Source organism: Sphingobacterium sp. R2 (assembly GCF_040760075.1).
Lineage (GTDB): Bacteria > Bacteroidota > Bacteroidia > Sphingobacteriales > Sphingobacteriaceae > Sphingobacterium.
Genome location: NZ_CP142884.1, coordinates 3957517 through 3974791, shown reverse-complemented (window position 1 = coordinate 3974791; position 17275 = coordinate 3957517). Strand labels below are relative to the sequence as shown.

Below are 17275 nucleotides of genomic sequence, written 5' to 3'. Positions count from 1 at the left end.
GATGATCCATCATGCCCACTTTCCAAGGGATGAGCTCTGTTCCATAAAAGAGGATTGCTGAAAAAGTGTTCGCGCAATAACAGGGGCAAGAAATACAAAGAGGTAAATTTGAGATCCCTGAACTGAAACGTAAAACTTATAGAACCGATAGAAATTGAAGTAATTGGTCATCAACGTTATGTAAGCGAATAATTTGATTTTAGCTAATGATTTGACAGCTAGCAGAATTTGTTTTACAATGAGTTCAGACATGGAATTTTTTTTATACAGGTGAATTGCGCCACTTTTTTTCTTAATTTGCATCCATGTCAAATCAAGCGAGTAATTATCAGTTATTTTCTACTGATATTTTGGCACTTTGGAGAAGCCAAAATGTTTCTTATATCAAAGTGGAGGAACTATCTGTTGTTAATGGAGTTACCTTTTTTGAACTTATACCAGATTCGGAACTGTTGGATGAGGTAGGGGTTGATACCCTTTATCCTATAGATTCTGAAGATGTTGAAGATATGATTGTTTTCAACAAACATATTAAATTTGTCGTTCATGATATTTACCTAGATGAAGATTAATCAGCAATTAAGTGATCTGATTGTAAGAGACCTAGCTCTTCATATTCAATCTTTCTTCCTGAAGATCCAATAAACGAAGGTGCTTTTTAATAATTTCTTCGTCTAATAGAAGCTCCTCACGATTTTTATTGATAAGCCACATGCGTTGAGTTTCTAGAATGTCAATATATATTTTGCGATATTCTGCGTAATTAATGATAATTTCAGAGCTCCGCAATTGATTTTCATACTTCTCTAACTGATCCTTTAATGTCGGAAAATTTTCAATTTTGTCGGCGTAGTCATTTCGAATTTTATCCACAGCGACTTGAGCTAGTCTATTCTGGATTTCATAATCGATTTCCTTCTCGCTTCGGACAAAATCTCTATCTACTAATTTGATTGTTCTTAATATAAAGGGGAGTGTTAATCCTTGAACGACCAAGGTTAATAGGATAACGACAAATGTAATAAAAAGAATAAGGTTTCTTTGTGGAAAAGGAGTACCATCCGACAGTGTTAAGGGAATGGAAAGCGCTGCAGCAAGAGAAACCACACCACGCATTCCGGTCCAACCAATAATCATTGGGGTTTGCCAACCTGGTGATTGGGCATCGGCGACTGTTATGAAATGTTTCATCACTAAAGTGGTGATTACCGCAGCATATCCAGCGAAAATTCTGACGAGAATAAGTACTATTGTTACGGCTACACCGTAGCCAATTGCCGTAGATATATTGGTGTCTCCCAACCCCGAAACAATTTCAGGTAAATCTAATCCAATAAGCATAAATACAATACCATTCAATAAAAAGCAGAAGCTTTCCCATACTGTTACGGTGCGAATTCGGGATGCACTACTTAAAAAGTCGTGGCTACGATAGGATAAGAATAATCCACCACTTACCACCGCCAAAACGCCCGAAGCGTGAAGTTGTTCTGCGATCAAATACATGGAGAAAGGTGCTATGAACGTTAGCAATAGGTCTGTATTTGAATCGGTGGGCAACAGTTTGTGCATTTTGAGGAAAATGTATGCAATTGCAAGCCCTATTGCTACACCGCCAACGCACATCCAGATAAAGCTTCCGGCAGCTTGGTACCATACAAATTGTCCTGTAGCTGCGGCGATCATTGCAAATCTGAAGATTATTAATGAGGAAGCATCGTTCAATAAACTTTCACCTTCCAGAATGGAAGCCAATCTTTTGGGTACTTTTACGAATTTTAAAATTGCGCCAGCACTAACGGCGTCAGGCGGTGACACTATTCCTCCCAATAAAAATCCAAGTGCTAAGGAGAATCCCGGGATAAAATAATTGGCAAATACGGCAACCGATAAGGCTGTAAAAAAGACTACAACGAAAGCAAAGCTAAATATAATCCTACGCCATCTCCATAATTCTTTCCATGAAGTTGACCAAGCAGCCTCGTACAAAAGTGGAGGTAAAAAAATAATAAATATTAATTCAGGCTCTATTTTTATAGCAGGAACTCCTGGTATAAAACTAATTACAAGTCCGGCTAATACAAGTAAAACGGGGTAGGCAACTTGAACTTTTCTCGCCAGTAAGATCAGCATCGTGATCAATAGGAGCACAAATAGATAGAATTCAAAATTTTCTAACATATATAAATTTTAGGTATATAAATATAGAGCAAATTTCCAAAATTCTTTCATAAAAGAGGGCTGATCTGCTTATTGCAAATTGGAAGAAATATTTCTTGAAGACTGTTGCATCTTTTCCTATTTTTGTTAGAAAAAGAAAAAAGATGGAGAACGAAGTGATCGGTTTGAAACGAGTCGCAACACTATGTATCTTGAGAAATAAAGATAAATTCCTATTATTAAGACGCTTAAAAGAACCTAACAAGGATATGTACGTTCCTGTTGGTGGGAAAATAGACCCCTTTGAAAATCCGGATGCAGCTGTTGAGCGAGAGGTTTTCGAAGAAACAGGTATCCATATAACTTCAAAACAGTTTTGTGGTATTTTGACAGAAACTTCTCCAGTTAATTACAACTGGATCAGTTACGTATATGTATCAGACATCGAATTTGTCGATGTACCGTATTGTAATGAAGGAGATTTAGAATGGATTTCAGCGGCGGATTTATCCGCTATTCCGACGCCAATAACCGATCTCTATATCTATGATTATGTGGCAAAGAAGAAGCATTTCGCCCTTAATGCTACCTATGACTCAGCCGTGAACTTGACGGGGCTATGGGAGCAGTATAGTAATACTAAGCTTATTTAGAATGCTTTAATTGAGTAAGAAAAATGACTGTTAATAAAGACGCGATTAAAATCATTGCCTTTGATGCTGATGATACATTATGGGTAAATGAACCCTATTTTCAAAAAGCAGAACATGATTTCTGCGCACTGCTGGAGAACTATCTTCCGCAGCATGCAATTTCACAGGAACTATTTAAGACGGAAATGAACAACCTGTCGCTTTACGGATATGGCGTAAAAGGTTTTATTCTTTGTATGATAGAAACTGCCAGCCGTATTTCTGCTGGTCAACTGCCTTTGAGCATAGTAAACAAAATTATAGAAATTGGACAGTGTTTATTAAAAATGCCGATTGAATTATTAGATGGCGTAGAGGATACGTTAGTACAACTCAGTGCACATTACAAATTGATTGTAGCTACAAAGGGCGATCTGCTCGATCAGGAGAGAAAGTTGAAGAATTCTCCTCTTCAAAAATATTTTCATCATGTTGAGATTATGAGTAACAAAAAAAGTGAAGATTATAAGAAACTGTTAAGCAAAATTGAATGCCCGGCCGAGAATTTCATGATGATAGGAAATTCAATAAATTCCGATATTCTACCCGTTTTGGAAATTGGTGCACAGGCAATACATATTCCGTATCACGTAACCTGGTCCCATGAACAAGCTAGCGATGAGATAAAACCAAGTAGTTTTCTTGAGATAGATAGATTAGATAAATTGATACAAATCTTGCTTTAGTTAAAAATAGAGATCTCGCTAAACACTTGTCGTAAAATCACGTTATTTTTAACATGCAGGAGACAATTAATAACGCCGTTAGGCCGCTGTCAACCGTATAACGCTGAGCGGAATGGTCTTAGCGCCAAGAGTACTATCAGCGTATGGGTGCATTAAAATTAACTGCGAAAAATGCGACGCATTAATACCACGAGGAGAAAAATAAAGGATCTCTATAGATATAGAACTTAGCCGACCTGATTATTTTGAATCAGAATCCGTTAACAATAAATCCGCTAAAATTAAGAGATATCATTGTGTTAGAAACGATCGAAGAAGGCAAGTCGGTTTTTAAACGTAGTTAAGAGCACCCTTTTAATTCTCATTGACGTAATCCTCCTAGTGATGCCTGTTCCCTCTTTGGTGGTAGGGCACATTTTTAGCGAGGTTCTTCAGAACCTCATTACCGTTGGAAGATACAAATGAATTAGCATACTGCAACGATACAATATCCGTGGCGTCCATGTCTGGAAGGTTTTTAATCTGATTGTGCCATTTAGGTGGATAGGATAGATTGCTCTTTTCTTGTCGATGGTCTTTCTCCATATTAATGTGTACAGATCGTTTTTTCCAACGGCTGTAAATAAATGCCGCAACACCGGCTGCTGCAGTGATCATTAATCCAATTCGTGTATTCATTGCTCTAATTTTTTATTAGTTGAACAGTTCATTAGTTCAAATTGTTCAAAAAACTTTATATTGATGTTACCAGAGATTACACATCAAAATTTATAGTATCCCCTGTGAAACCATACAAATGAGTCAATATAGGAGATACCCGCCTGAAATCGGACGGCAGATTTGCTCGGATTGAGCAATTTTTGTATCATTGGGGAGATCATAACCAATGCAGCAGCTTAAGTCTTTTTTATACGCATGTCTCCAACTCTTTCTTCTCCTTTTCTTAGGACAATCTTCCGTTTGGAGCCAGGTCAATACGTATGCGTTTAAAACCTTAACTTCTGACCAGGGCCTGGTCCATAATCATGTCAATTGCGCACTCAGGGATAAGTACAATTACCTTTGGTTCGGTACCGAATCTGGGCTGAGCCGATTTGATGGGGCGCAGTTCACAAATTTTCGCTATTCTGCCAATAAACGTAGCGGCCTGAGTGGAAATTCGATTTCCGCAATCTTTGAGGGACCAGAAGGCAATGTATGGATTCGTACCAGCAACGGGATGAATGTGTATGATCAGCGCTCAGGTATTATTATCCAGCAGCTTGATTCCATACTGACCCGCTTAAAGTTGCCCGTCAAAGACGTACATACGATAAGACAGCTGGAAGGGCAGATCTTTGCACTATTGTATAGCGATCGTTCGCTGATCTTGTACGATAGCCTAAAGAAAACCTATCGTACTGTACCGTCGTTGACAAAAAACAACCGAATCGCTGATGTGATAGCTGGTCAAGGACACACGATCTGGGTAATCTACGAAAATGGCCTGTTGGGCCACATCGATACCAAATCATTGCGAAGTACCAAAACCAGCCTATTGTCGATCAGCAGTAAGCTGGTAAATTATAATCTATTTGCCGACCGGGAAGGGGCGATATGGATTTTCTCAAAAGACATTCCAATTGGTGTATACTGGCTTGACCCGAAAGATGGATCAATTCAACACCTCCAAAAAGAACTGTCCAATCCTTTTGTAGGCAATATCGTGCAAGATGATCAAGGACATCTTTGGCTAGGAACTGATCATGGTGGGATCAATGTTTATGATAAAAAAACAAAAAGTGTACAGATCCTCGCTAACGATAAATATGATTTACGGAGCCTACCTTACAATAGCATAACGGCTTTATATCGGGATAAGTCAGGTATCATATGGACGGGCACCTATAAAGGTGGCATCAGTTATTATCATCCCAACCTGTTGTTATTCTCTTTAATTAGGAACTATCCAGGGCTTCCTAAATCGCTTCCCTTTGACGATGTCAATAAGTTTGTACAGGATCGAAAGGGTAATCTATGGATCGGGACAAACGGTGGGGGATTGCTCTATTATAATATCAGTCAGAAAACATTCACGCAATACCTGCATGATCCTCAGGATCCCAACAGTTTGAGCTCCAACGTGATTGTTTCCTTATTGCTGGATACGGAAGATAAGCTGTGGATCGGAACTTATCGAGGTGGTATGTGTCGATTTGACGGCAAAAGTTTTAAGGTTTTCCACCGTGACTCGGCCCCCGGGAAATTGAATGATGATAGTGTATGGGAGATCTATGAAGATAGCCAACATCGGATATGGATAGGAACGCTAAGTACCGGCCTGTACCTGTTTGATAAAAAAACAGCACAGTTTTCGAAAACATATACACGGCAGGGCCAAACCATCAACAGCAATTATATCTCTGTCTTATTTGAGGATTCAAAAAAACGTCTCTGGATCGGCACAGCTACAGGATTGGCATTGTTGGCCCCCGACGAGAAGATTACTTATATCAATACATCCAGTTCGCCTATGAAACTCATGAATGATCTAATTTATGATATCAATGAGGACAAAGCCGGTCGTATTTGGGTAGCGACACAAGAGGGACTGCATGTAATCGATGGTACTAAAATAAGCTATCTTACACAGCAAAATGGGCTTAGCGACGATGCAATCCTGGCACTCTTGGTCGATGATCAAGGTGATGTTTGGGCTTCCACAAACAAAGGCCTGTCGGCGATTGTCGGTACAGGACAGGCAGAGAAGTTTATCATCCGCAATTTTACGCAGGAATTGGGCCTTCAGGGGAATGTATTCAATGAAAACGCTGCTTTAAAAATGCGGGACGGAAGGCTTGTCTTTGGTGGGCCAAAGGGGTTCAATTTTATTGATCCTGCGAAAATTAGCCGCGAAAGTGAACTGATCTTGCCGCTTTTGTCCAATCTCTATTTATTCAATAAGCGGGTAGCCGTCGGTGAAGAATTTTCGGGTCGGGTCATTTACGATCAAGCCCTGAATAATCTTAAGGAACTGAGGCTTCCGTACAACCTCAATGCCATTTCGCTGGAGTTATCGACCTTTGACTACCTACAGCAACATAATGGACTCTACCAATATCAGCTTGCTGGTCTAAGTTATGAATGGTTTGATTTTGAACCGGGAACCATGCGGGCCAGTTTTACCAATCTGGACACCCGCAGCTACAGCTTGTATATTCGGCATGCTATCGATTCAAGTAGTTGGTCAGATGGTGTACTACTTTTGACAATCGATATACAGCCACCGTTTTGGCGCTCAACAATGGCCTTTCTTTTTTATGCCGGTTTGATACTAGTCGTCCTATGGGCTTATTTTTATTTGACAAAACTGCGCGTCAGGACGCGTAATCAACTTTACCTCGCTCAGGAACAGGCTGCACAGGCAAAGGAACTGGATGCGTTGAAAACACGTTTCTTTACCAATATAAGCCATGAATTCAGGACTCCGATCAGCTTGATTCTAACTCCAGCACAGCAGCTGCTGGATGAAGAACAGCATCCAGAAAAAAGAGCCGACCTAAACTTAATCAAGAAGAATGCAGAACGCCTGCTTAAATTGGTCAACCAGCTGCTGGACTTTAGAAAATTGGAGAAAAGTGAACTTGAACTGAATGAAGAGTATGGGGACCTCATGGGATTTATCCGCGAACAGCTCGATGCCTTCGCCGGGATAGCTCAAAGTAATCAGATCTCGTTGCAGGTCAATATCGCTCCAGACACATATCTGTCCTGGTTTGACAAAAACAAATTGGAAAGCATTATTTTCAATCTGATGTCAAATGCGGTCAAATTTAGCCCGGTATCCGGCATTGTGGCATTCAGTGCCGAAATCACTGAACAAGAAACAGAAAAGATACTGTGTATTGAAGTTCAAAATCAGGGTATAGCGATTCCCGAAAATTTACAAGCCCGCGTTTTTGAACGTTACATACAACTGGATGTGCCAAATGGAAAACGGAATCAGGGTACAGGCATCGGGCTTTCTATTGTCAAAGACTATGTCGAATTCTTGAGTGGAAATATCAGGCTGAGTAGCAATGCGCACTGGACGACATTTAATGTTCAGTTGCCCATAAATAAGGCCGTAGCGAGCGCCGATCCCATCGAAAGCAGTAAGCAGGATAAACCCGCTATTTTATTGGTGGAAGATGATATTGATTTCCTTCATTACTTGGAGCGAACCCTGAGTTCGGTCTACCTAATTCACGCTGCACAAAGTATTAATGATGCAAAATTAATCCTAAGCAAGCAGCAGGTCGATCTTGTCATCACGGATCTTAGCCTGCCTGGAGAGAGCGGACTGGATTTTTGCCGCTTTATAAAAGCCCAGGCTAAGTTGGTTCATATCCCTGTGCTGATTGTAACTGCGGTAGTCAATCAGAAGATTGAACTGGAGGCCTTACAGGCCGGTGCAACAGATTATATAAACAAACCTTTTAATATCAGTCTACTGCGTTCAAAATTGGCGCAGATACTCCATCAGCAGCAGACGTTGGTAAAACGGTATAAAAAACAGATCAACGTTAATCTGGCGCAGCCCGATATCGTATCTGCTGATGAACAGTTTATCCGTTTGCTTGTAAAGGAAATTGAACAGGATCTCAGTGACTCTTCGCTTTCTGTCGAACTGCTAGCCAAAAGAATGAATCTCACCCGCGTAGGGCTTTATAAAAAGGTGCTTGCCATCACAGGCTATTCACCGATGGAATACATCCGACATATTCGACTCAAGCGTGCCATGCATCTGGTTCAGAACTCGAAATTATCGATGGCTGAAATCGCTTATGAAGTTGGATTCGGAAATCCGAAACAATTCAGCAAATATTTTAAATCTGCATTTGGTAACCTGCCGTCTTTTTATCGAAAAAGCTTATAAATAAATGGTTTAGTTGCAATGTCGTCTGCATGTCTTACCGCATAAGTTAACAAAATAACCCCTAAAAGTTAACAAAACATACCCCTTATACAACCGGTTGCATTTTATATTTGATCTGTTCTTTCAATAGGAAAGGACATGTAATAACCAAGGGAATATAATAACCAATAAATCTTATTTAAATGCGCAACTTAACGTACGCTTTAAGTGGTTTGATGCTCTTCGCAATCGTACAGCAGGGATTTAGCCAAGCCAATAAAGCTCATTATGAAAAAATGCCTTCTGGTATTAAGGTCAGCTTCAAAAATTCGGAGACCTCCATTGATCAGGATATTTATTTGGATGTCTTGACCGACAAGATTGTGCGTGTCACAGCTGTTCCGGCTGGTGCAGCCTTACCAGGACAAACAAGCTTAGTGATCGTCGATTCACTGCGCCGGCAAGTAAAATCACTTGCGGTAAGCTCGACCGACTCGACGGTAAATGTACAAACGGCCAATATGCAGACAGTGGTTTCCTTGATAAATGGTAAAGTGGAATTTTTTGACCTTAAGGGGCAATCCATCTTTAAAGAAGCAAAGCGGAATTCCAGTTCTTTCTTAGCCAATAGTTATCAAGGTGATGCATTTTATCACATTAACCAAGACTTTATTGTCAATGCGGAAGAAGGGATCTATGGACTCGGCCAACATCAGAATGCAGTGATGAACTATAACCGCGGAAAACAGGTTTCGCTGCTGCAATATAATACCGAAATCGGAATCCCCTTTTTACTGTCCACCAATAACTATGGTATTTTATGGCACAATTACTCCATTACAAAAGCGGGCGACGTGCGGCCGTTATTGCCCCTAAATGCTTTTAAGCTGCAGTCAAAAGAAGGTGAACCGGGGTGGCTCACAGCAACCTATGTAAACCGGAACAAAGGCGAAGAGGTTTATCTATCCCGGCCGGAATCGATCATTGACTATGGCTACCTAACAGATCAGCACAAGTTTCCAAAGGGCGTAAATCTGGCCGAAAGCAAAGTCATCTATGCCGGAAGTTTCTCTTCGCCCTACACAGGCAAACATGTGCTGCATTTTAAATATTCGGGTTATATGAAAGTCTGGATTGATGGGGAGCAGGTCGCCGACCGCTGGCGTCAATCTTGGAATGCAGGTACCTTTGAGATTGAGAGAGACCTCCAGAAAGATAAGATCCACCAGATCCGCATGGAATGGATACCAGATGGAGGGGAATCTTATTTTACATTAAACTGGCAGAGCCCTATCCCAGAAGTGCGTAAAAATGTATTTTCCTTTAATTCGGAAGCTGGCGATGCCATTGATTATTACTTTGTTCAGGGGGCATCGATGGATGAGGTCATTGCAGGTTATCGCCACTTGTCCGGCAAGGCACCGATTATGCCGCTTTGGAGCTTCGGATTTTGGCAGAGCAGAGAACGCTACAAGACGCAAGCGGAAATTGAAGCGGTCGCAGCTGAATTTCGCAAACGTAAGATTCCAATCGACAATATTGTGCAGGATTGGTCTTACTGGGCTGAAAATGACTGGGGGAGCCAGAAATTTGATGTAAAGCGTTTCCCAGATCCTCAGGCCATGGTGAAGAAGCTGCATGATCAGCACTTTAAGATTATGATTTCGGCCTGGCCCAAAATCAATGAAGAGTCTTCCGTCTACCAAGAATTTAAAGCCAACAAATGGATCTATCCACGAAATATTTATGATGGCAGAAAAGACTGGATCGGAAAGGGCTATACCTCGACATTTTATGATCCTTTCAACAAAGCGGCACGCGACGGGTTCTGGAATTTGTTGGACAACAACCTGTTCAAAATTGGGATCGATGCCTGGTGGATGGATGCCAGCGAACCAGATATTCACTCCAATATTGATCTGGATGAGCGTAAATCAGTTTTTCAGCCGAGTATAGGGTCATCTGTTCGCTATTATAATGCGTTCCCTTTGCAAAATGCCAAGGGTATCTATGAGGGCCAGCGTGAAACAGACCCTAACAAACGGGTATTTATTCTGACGCGATCTTTTTTTGCAGGGCAGCAGCGCTATGCGGCGGCGGCCTGGAGCGGCGATATTGCTTCGAGATGGCATGACATGAAAGATCAGATTGCGGGGGGTATCAATTTCTCGATGTCCGGGACACCTTATTGGACCATGGATGCGGGTGGCTTTTTGGTTGAAAATAGGTTTCACAAACCGAATGCGGCGGACTTGGAGGAGTGGCGCGAGCTAAATAGCCGCTGGTACCAATACGGGGCATTCTTGCCTTTGTTCAGGGCGCATGGACAATATCCCTACCGCGAGCCGTATAATATCGCTCCTGTGGATCATCCGGCCTATAAAAGCATGACCTATGCGATCAATCTACGGTATAAATTACTGGCCTATAATTATAGTCTTGCCGCGAAGACTTTTTTTGAAGACTATTCGATGATACGTGGACTTGCCATGGATTTCCCGCAGGACAATGATGGATTCCAGAGCAACGACCAATACCTTTGGGGATCATCCTTGCTCATCAGTCCAGTCACTGAAAAAGGAGCGACCTCACGCAAGATACACTTTCCAAAAGGAGCCAGCTGGTATGATTTATACAGTGGCAAGATGGTAGCAGGCGGGCAGGATCTGGTTGTTGCAGCACCATACGAACGTATCCCTGTTTATGTCAGAGCCGGAGCAATAGTACCCATTGGGCCTGTCATGCAGTATACGGCCGAGAAAAAGCCGGATGTGCTGGATCTTTATATCTATGCCGGAGCAAACGGTCAGTTTTCACTCTATGAAGACGAAGGGAGCAATTATAATTATGAAAAAGGGAAATATAGCCGCATTGATTTCAGCTATGACAATTCTGCACAAATACTGTCTTTGGCCAGCCGTCAGGGAGATTTCGACGGCATGCTGACCAAAAGAAAGTTCAATATCATTTTCGTCAGCGACAGCAACGCCGTCGGACTGGATGTTTCATCAGCAAAATCAACAGTGGTAACCTATACAGGCAAAGCCTTGCAGGTCAAATTAAAATAATAAAAAACCAATTTATAAATCAAGACATATGATAAGCAAACAATTGTTGAGCAGGGGCATGGCGGTCGTTGTCATGACCAGCGTGACCTCTTTGGTCTGGGCACAATCCTTCACCGGATCGATTGTTTCGGCTGATTCAGGATTGCCGATCGGGGGCGCGAGTATCAGCGTAAAGAATCAGAAGATTTCAACGAGCAGCGATGAATCGGGCAAGTTTTCTATTGCAGCCAGCACAGGGACGATATTGACCATTACTTACGTAGGGTACAAAACGGAGGAAGTTAAAATTACGGGGCCCAATATGGTGATCCGCCTACAGCCGCAAGCTTCCGATCTCGAAGAGGTGGTGGTCATTGGCTACGGTGTACAAAAGAAAAAACTGAATACAGGCGCCAATTTGAAGGTGGAGGGTGAAGAACTGCAGAAACGCAATCAATTGAACCCGCTGCAGTCGCTTCAGGGGCAAGCACCGGGTGTATCCATTACATCAACTTCCGGTCAGCCGGGAGCAGATATGAAGGTCGTCGTCCGCGGGCTGGGAACAATCGGTAATTCGGGCCCCTTGTATGTCATCGACGGCGTTCCGGGAGGGGATATTTCGGTCTTGAATGCGGCCGATATCCAATCTATCGACGTACTGAAAGACGCAGCTTCGGCCGCCATCTATGGTTCGCAAGCTGCCAATGGGGTTATCCTGGTCACCACCAAAATGGGGACTGCGGGAAAAAATGTGCTGTCGTTTGATGGCTATACGGGCATTCAGAACGTTTCGCGTAAAGCAAAATTGCTGGATGCAGATCAGTACAAGCTGATCATGAATGAGCAATCGCTGAATTCGGGGGCCGCGCTGATTGATTTTAACGGCATGGACGGTCTGGCCAATACCAATTGGATGGATTATATGTTCAAGGATAATGCAAAAATGGACAATTACAATGTTGCCCTGACCGGCGGCAATGAAAAATCCACCTACGCCTTATCGATGAATTATATTGGTCAGGAGGGTATTGTAGGCGGTAAAGACGTTTCCAACTATCAGCGTTATGGTTTTCGGACGAATTCGGAACATAAACTCTTTGATAACGTTGTGAAAATAGGTCAGCACCTCAACTTTAACTACATCAAAAATCGAGGCATCAGTGTCGGCAATCAGTACAGCAATACGCTGCGCGGTGCGTTTGCCACTTCGCCTTTGTCACCGGTGTATTCAGACAACGGCTTGTACGGAAGTCCTTTCAATGATACTTCCAATTCACCTTGGTACAATGGGGACAGCAATCCATATGGGGTGATGATGACCAATTCGAACAACGCCAATGATGGCCAAAAATTATTGGCCGATATCTTTGCGGAAATCGAACCAATCAAAGGCCTAAAGGTCCGGTCATTGCTGGGATTTAACTATTATGCTTCAGAATACAGAAGTTTTACGCCCTTGTACCGCTTCTCCATCTACACCTACAACCAAGATCATACAACAACCTCACAGAACATGAGCAAAGGTCATACGCTGACCTGGACAAATACCGCTTCCTATGACTTTGATATCCATACGGATCATCGTTTTTCGGCCATGGTCGGTATGGAATCGCTACGTTACCAGGGAACTTACCTTTCGGGGTCCAACTGGAATCTACTTTCGCAGTTCAATGATTTTGCACATGCTTACTTGGACAATACCACAGGCCAGGCACACCTGGATGAAAAAGGGAACGTCGTCGAAACGCGTACGGTGTCTGGAAAGCCTGAGAACATCACCCGTAGAGTCTCGTACTTTGGACGGCTGGGTTACAATTATAAGGAAAAGTACCTGTTGAATGCGACATTGCGTGCAGATGGATCCTCTAAATTTTCGCGCAGCAACCGCTGGGGATATTTCCCTTCGGTGTCGGCAGGCTGGGTAATTTCTTCGGAAGAGTTTTTTAAAGAACATTTAGCGGCTGTAAACTTCTTTAAACTCCGTGCTTCATGGGGGCAAGTGGGTAATCAGGATATCGCTGATTTTCAATATGCGGCACCCATCAGTACCTCAACAGGCATTACATCGTCCAACCCCGGCGCACATTATGTTTTTGGAACGAGCAACAATAATATCGCTGGGGCCTATCCGAGCCGCTTGTCCAATCCGAATCTGACCTGGGAAACTTCCGAACAGACCAATATCGGATTTGATGCCAAATTTGCGAACAGCCGTCTGGATGTTGTTGCCGACTTTTATGTCAAAAAGACGAAAAACTGGCTGGTTACAGCGCCTGTTTTGGCGACAACTGGAACGTTGCCCCCTTTTATCAATGGCGGTGACGTGAAGAATACAGGGGTGGAACTGGGACTAAATTGGGCGGATAAGATCAATGAAGTCAAGTATCGTCTTGGGGTAAATGGTGCCTATAACAAAAATAAGGTGGGACAGATACCAACTGAAGATGGTATTATCCACGGACAGACAGCCATGTTATACGATAACTCGGAAGAATTTTACCGCGCCGCAAACGGCCTACCCATTGGCTACTTCTGGGGCTATAAAACAGACGGTCTATTCCAGAACCAAGCCGAGATCGACGCCTGGAAAACAGCTGGAAAAGGTATCCTTCAAGCCGATGTAAAACCGGGTGATGTAAAATATGTAGATCAGAATAACGATGGTATTATCAATGCCTCGGATAAGACAAATTTGGGCGTGGGCATGCCTAATTTTACCTATGGATTTAATATTGGACTGGATTATAAAGGATTTGATTTCTCGGTGAACGCCTATGGTTCCCTTGGAAACAAAATTGTACAGTCTTACCGCAATCATGCCAATAAACAAGCAAACTATACCACACGAATATTAGACCGATGGACCGGGGAAGGTACTTCCAGTACGATCCCCCGTGTTACGGAAACTAATGTCAATTGGCAGTTTTCAGACCTTTATATTCAGGATGGAGACTTTCTTCGGATCAGCAATGTGACCTTAGGTTATGATCTGTCGAAGCTGATCAAATGGAAGTATGCTAATCAGATCCGCTTCTACGTACAAGGTCAAAACCTGTTCACGTTCACCAAATATGATGGGATGGATCCCGAGATCGGTTATGGAACAGATGGTTGGGTATCGGGTATCGACCTCGGTTACTATCCAAGACCAAGGACTGTATTATTTGGCCTAAATGTTAAATTCTAAACACAAGAAATCATGAAAAAAACGAGCTATATCTATCATTCCATGTTATTTGGGTCCTTAATCTTAGGATCATGTTCATCCAGTTTTTTGGATGTCGAACCGATGACAAGCGTTTTGGAAAGCAACTTTTATAAAACCGTAGCCGATGCTGACATGGCGCTGGTCGGCTGTTATGATGGTTATCAACGGACGAGCTCCAATGGGAGCCAGTCTTTCTATCTGACAGCAGAGGTGGCCGCCGACAATTGTTTTGGCGGAACAGGTACAACAGACGGTCGCTCATTTCAGGCAATAGACCGTTTTGATATTGCGCAGTCCCAATCGGACAATAATATCTTTGATGGTACCTGGTCTGATTACTACGCGGGAATTTTCCGCTGCAATACCCTTTTGGGAAAATTGGACGGTACTGATTTTTCAGGCAACACAACAGCGCGGGCACGTATCGAAGGGGAAACGAAATTCCTGCGGGCCACCATGTACTTTGATCTCGTCCGTCTATTCGAAAACATCCCTTTGCTAACGAGCCCGACCAATGAGAATATTCCACAGTCGGACCCCAAAGCGATTTATCAACTGATTGTTTCAGACCTTAAATTTGCGGCTGCCAATATCCCAGCAACAGCTTACCCCAAGTCAGCTTCGGCAACCAATGATGGTCGGGCAACTCCATTCGCTGCTAAAGCGCTACTGGCCCGTGTTTATCTATTTTATGCAGGCTATTATGGCGGCGAAGATATCGGTGTATCCAAGGCCGAAGCCCTGGCGGGACTCGAAGATGTTATCAGCAGTGGCCAGTTTGCGCTGGTGGCAGATTTCAAAAATCTGTGGCCGGCAGCGAGTTATATCCCCAATGCAAGTAATAATACGCTAGATATTTCTAAATATGCCGGTAAGGGAAATGCTGAGGTTGTATTTGCACAGAAATTCAACAATACATCAAACTACAACGGTTATGTTGATGGCAACCGCTGGGTCGTCTTTCTGGGCTTGCGTGGTAAAAATTGGTCGCCTTATGGCCAAGGATGGGGGGCATGTACGGTAAGCAAAAAGTTCTTCAATGAGTTTGACAACATGGATACACGCAAAACTGCCTCAATTATTGATATCGATGGCGAGAACATCACGGGATTTGACCTGAAAGACCAGCGTGAGTATACAGGTTACACCATCAAAAAATACGCCCCCACGGCATTGCCGGACGGCACCACCAATACAGGCGGGGATAAGGATATGCAACTGTCCCAGGACCAGGATTACTTTGTCATCCGCTATGCTGATGTCTTGCTTATGGCGGCAGAACTCGGTTCCGCAAACGCACAGAAATACTTTGACGAGGTAAGGAAAAGAGCTTACAAGGCCAATTTTGTGCCGCTAGCAGTTTCAAAAAACAATATTCTGAAGGAAAGAAAATTTGAATTTGCATTTGAAGGTATCCGCTATTGGGATGTATTGCGGCAGGGGCTGAATAACGCCGCCGCTACACTGGAAACAACCGAAGATGTGCTCAGTGGATCTGTGCCGGAGAAGGTCACTGTGACTAAAGAGCGTTTTTTGACAACGAAAGGATTTATGCAAATACCCAACAAGCAGATTACCCTATCCAATGGTGTACTGAAACAAAATGCTGGATGGAACTAAACACAGGTATACTTGGACTTACTATTGGTTGAATTATAACTAGACAAACATGAAAAAGATATTCACATATGCCATCTGCTTTTTTGCGGCGATGGTAATCTTTGGAGCTTGTTCTCCCGAGAATTATACACTGGGAGACATCGATGTCACTTCGACGCAGTTGGAGAAGGGAAAGGCCTTTACCGTTGAACATGATGCCAGTAATCCCAATATTGTGTATTTAACAAGCTTGATGGATTCAAAATATACCCCATTGTGGGAGCATCCACAAGGACGGAGTCAGGAGAAAAAGGTAACCCTGAGAATGCCTTTTCCCGGTGAGTACACCGTTAAATTTGGTGTCGAGACGCGTGGTGGCATCGTCTACGGCGAGCCAGTGACATTTAAAATCGATCAGATGTATGCCGAGTTTATCAGTGACGAGACCTGGACCTTATTGACGGGCGGGGCAGGGGAAGAGAAAACCTGGTACCTCGATCTGGATGCTGAGGGCATTTCCCGCTACTTTAAAGGTCCAATGTATTTTTACGGCACCGGTGACTGGTGGGGAAGCATCAATAAAACAGCCGCGCCTTTAAATAGCGATAGCTGGAGCTGGGAACCCGATTGGAAAGGCAATAGCTGGCTTATGCCTGCCGGCGATTATGGAAGTATGACTTTTGATCTGAAAGGCGGTGCAAACATCAACGTGAATCATGCTATGCTGGGCAAAGTCCAGAAGGGAACTTTTAATATCGATACCGAAAAGAAAACCATCCGTATAACCGGGGCTTCGCCTTTACATGGAAAGCCACAAGATGGGATCGTTGTCGACTGGGGTGATGTACGAATTATGTCGCTGACCGAGAATACAATGCAACTGGCGGTATTGCGGGATCCCGTGCTTTCGAACGACGGAGCAGCTATGCTGACCTTTAATTTTATCAGCAAGGCCTACAAGGAGAGTTTGACCGAAAATGCCTCGGATACCAATAAGACTAAATAAG

Annotated in this window: 11 protein-coding genes; 8 read left to right on the top strand and 3 right to left on the bottom strand. The window is 43.1% G+C overall.

From position 1 onward, the window contains the following. Positions 1–9: 9 nt before the first annotated feature. Positions 10–252: a hypothetical protein gene (locus VXM68_RS16540; RefSeq protein WP_367209414.1), complete on the bottom strand. Its 243-nt coding sequence runs from the start codon at positions 250–252 to the stop codon at positions 10–12. Positions 253–305: 53 nt separating this feature from the next. Between VXM68_RS16540 and VXM68_RS16535 the strand changes: the two genes are divergently transcribed. Next, positions 306–572, top strand: a complete 267-nt coding sequence (locus VXM68_RS16535; RefSeq protein ID WP_294187955.1) for a hypothetical protein — start codon at positions 306–308, stop codon at positions 570–572. A 31-nt stretch (positions 573–603) separates the two neighbouring features. Here VXM68_RS16535 and VXM68_RS16530 read toward each other — a convergent pair whose 3' ends face one another. Further along, positions 604–2181 carry a Na+/H+ antiporter gene (locus tag VXM68_RS16530; RefSeq protein ID WP_367209413.1) on the bottom strand — a complete coding sequence of 526 codons (1578 nt, stop codon included), beginning with the start codon at positions 2179–2181 and terminating at the stop codon, positions 604–606. A 143-nt stretch (positions 2182–2324) separates the two neighbouring features. Between VXM68_RS16530 and VXM68_RS16525 the strand changes: the two genes are divergently transcribed. Continuing rightward, positions 2325–2813: an NUDIX domain-containing protein gene (locus tag VXM68_RS16525; protein ID WP_367209412.1), complete on the top strand. Its 489-nt coding sequence runs from the start codon at positions 2325–2327 to the stop codon at positions 2811–2813. Positions 2814–2836: 23 nt separating this feature from the next. Further along, the gene (locus tag VXM68_RS16520) at positions 2837–3538 is read left to right on the top strand and encodes an HAD family hydrolase (protein WP_367209411.1); all 702 of its coding nucleotides are present in this window, start codon (positions 2837–2839) and stop codon (positions 3536–3538) included. A gap of 378 nt (positions 3539–3916) precedes the next feature. Here VXM68_RS16520 and VXM68_RS16515 read toward each other — a convergent pair whose 3' ends face one another. Continuing rightward, a complete protein-coding gene (locus tag VXM68_RS16515) occupies positions 3917–4216 on the bottom strand; it encodes a hypothetical protein (protein WP_367209410.1) in 300 nt (99 codons plus the stop codon). A 208-nt stretch (positions 4217–4424) separates the two neighbouring features. Here VXM68_RS16515 and VXM68_RS16510 point away from each other — a divergent pair, with 208 nt between their 5' ends. From VXM68_RS16510 to VXM68_RS16490, 5 genes are all read left to right on the top strand, one after another. Further along, entirely contained in the window at positions 4425–8435 is a 4011-nt protein-coding gene (locus tag VXM68_RS16510) for a two-component regulator propeller domain-containing protein (protein WP_367209409.1), read from the top strand. Positions 8436–8617: 182 nt separating this feature from the next. Then, positions 8618–11482, top strand: coding sequence for a TIM-barrel domain-containing protein (locus VXM68_RS16505; RefSeq protein WP_367209408.1), 2865 nt, complete (start codon positions 8618–8620; stop codon positions 11480–11482). Positions 11483–11510: 28 nt separating this feature from the next. Further along, positions 11511–14648, top strand: coding sequence for a TonB-dependent receptor (locus tag VXM68_RS16500; protein ID WP_294187941.1), 3138 nt, complete (start codon positions 11511–11513; stop codon positions 14646–14648). Positions 14649–14660: 12 nt separating this feature from the next. Beyond that, positions 14661–16289 (top strand): RagB/SusD family nutrient uptake outer membrane protein, encoded by a 1629-nt coding sequence (locus tag VXM68_RS16495; protein WP_367209407.1) that lies wholly within the window; start codon positions 14661–14663, stop codon positions 16287–16289. Between the two features lie 49 nt (positions 16290–16338). Then, entirely contained in the window at positions 16339–17274 is a 936-nt protein-coding gene (locus VXM68_RS16490; protein WP_367209406.1) for a hypothetical protein, read from the top strand. The last annotated feature ends 1 nt before the right edge of the window (position 17275 follow it).

Bases quoted from the DNA above. Each gene is read 5' to 3' on its own strand.
- VXM68_RS16540 (WP_367209414.1), bottom strand. From the start codon at position 252: ATGTCTGAACTCATTGTAAAACAAATTCTGCTAGCTGTCAAATCATTA.
- VXM68_RS16535 (WP_294187955.1), top strand. From the start codon at position 306: ATGTCAAATCAAGCGAGTAATTATCAGTTATTTTCTACTGATATTTTG.
- VXM68_RS16530 (WP_367209413.1), bottom strand. From the start codon at position 2,181: ATGTTAGAAAATTTTGAATTCTATCTATTTGTGCTCCTATTGATCACG.
- VXM68_RS16525 (WP_367209412.1), top strand. From the start codon at position 2,325: ATGGAGAACGAAGTGATCGGTTTGAAACGAGTCGCAACACTATGTATC.
- VXM68_RS16520 (WP_367209411.1), top strand. From the start codon at position 2,837: ATGACTGTTAATAAAGACGCGATTAAAATCATTGCCTTTGATGCTGAT.
- VXM68_RS16515 (WP_367209410.1), bottom strand. From the start codon at position 4,216: ATGAATACACGAATTGGATTAATGATCACTGCAGCAGCCGGTGTTGCG.
- VXM68_RS16510 (WP_367209409.1), top strand. From the start codon at position 4,425: ATGCAGCAGCTTAAGTCTTTTTTATACGCATGTCTCCAACTCTTTCTT.
- VXM68_RS16505 (WP_367209408.1), top strand. From the start codon at position 8,618: ATGCGCAACTTAACGTACGCTTTAAGTGGTTTGATGCTCTTCGCAATC.
- VXM68_RS16500 (WP_294187941.1), top strand. From the start codon at position 11,511: ATGATAAGCAAACAATTGTTGAGCAGGGGCATGGCGGTCGTTGTCATG.
- VXM68_RS16495 (WP_367209407.1), top strand. From the start codon at position 14,661: ATGAAAAAAACGAGCTATATCTATCATTCCATGTTATTTGGGTCCTTA.
- VXM68_RS16490 (WP_367209406.1), top strand. From the start codon at position 16,339: ATGAAAAAGATATTCACATATGCCATCTGCTTTTTTGCGGCGATGGTA.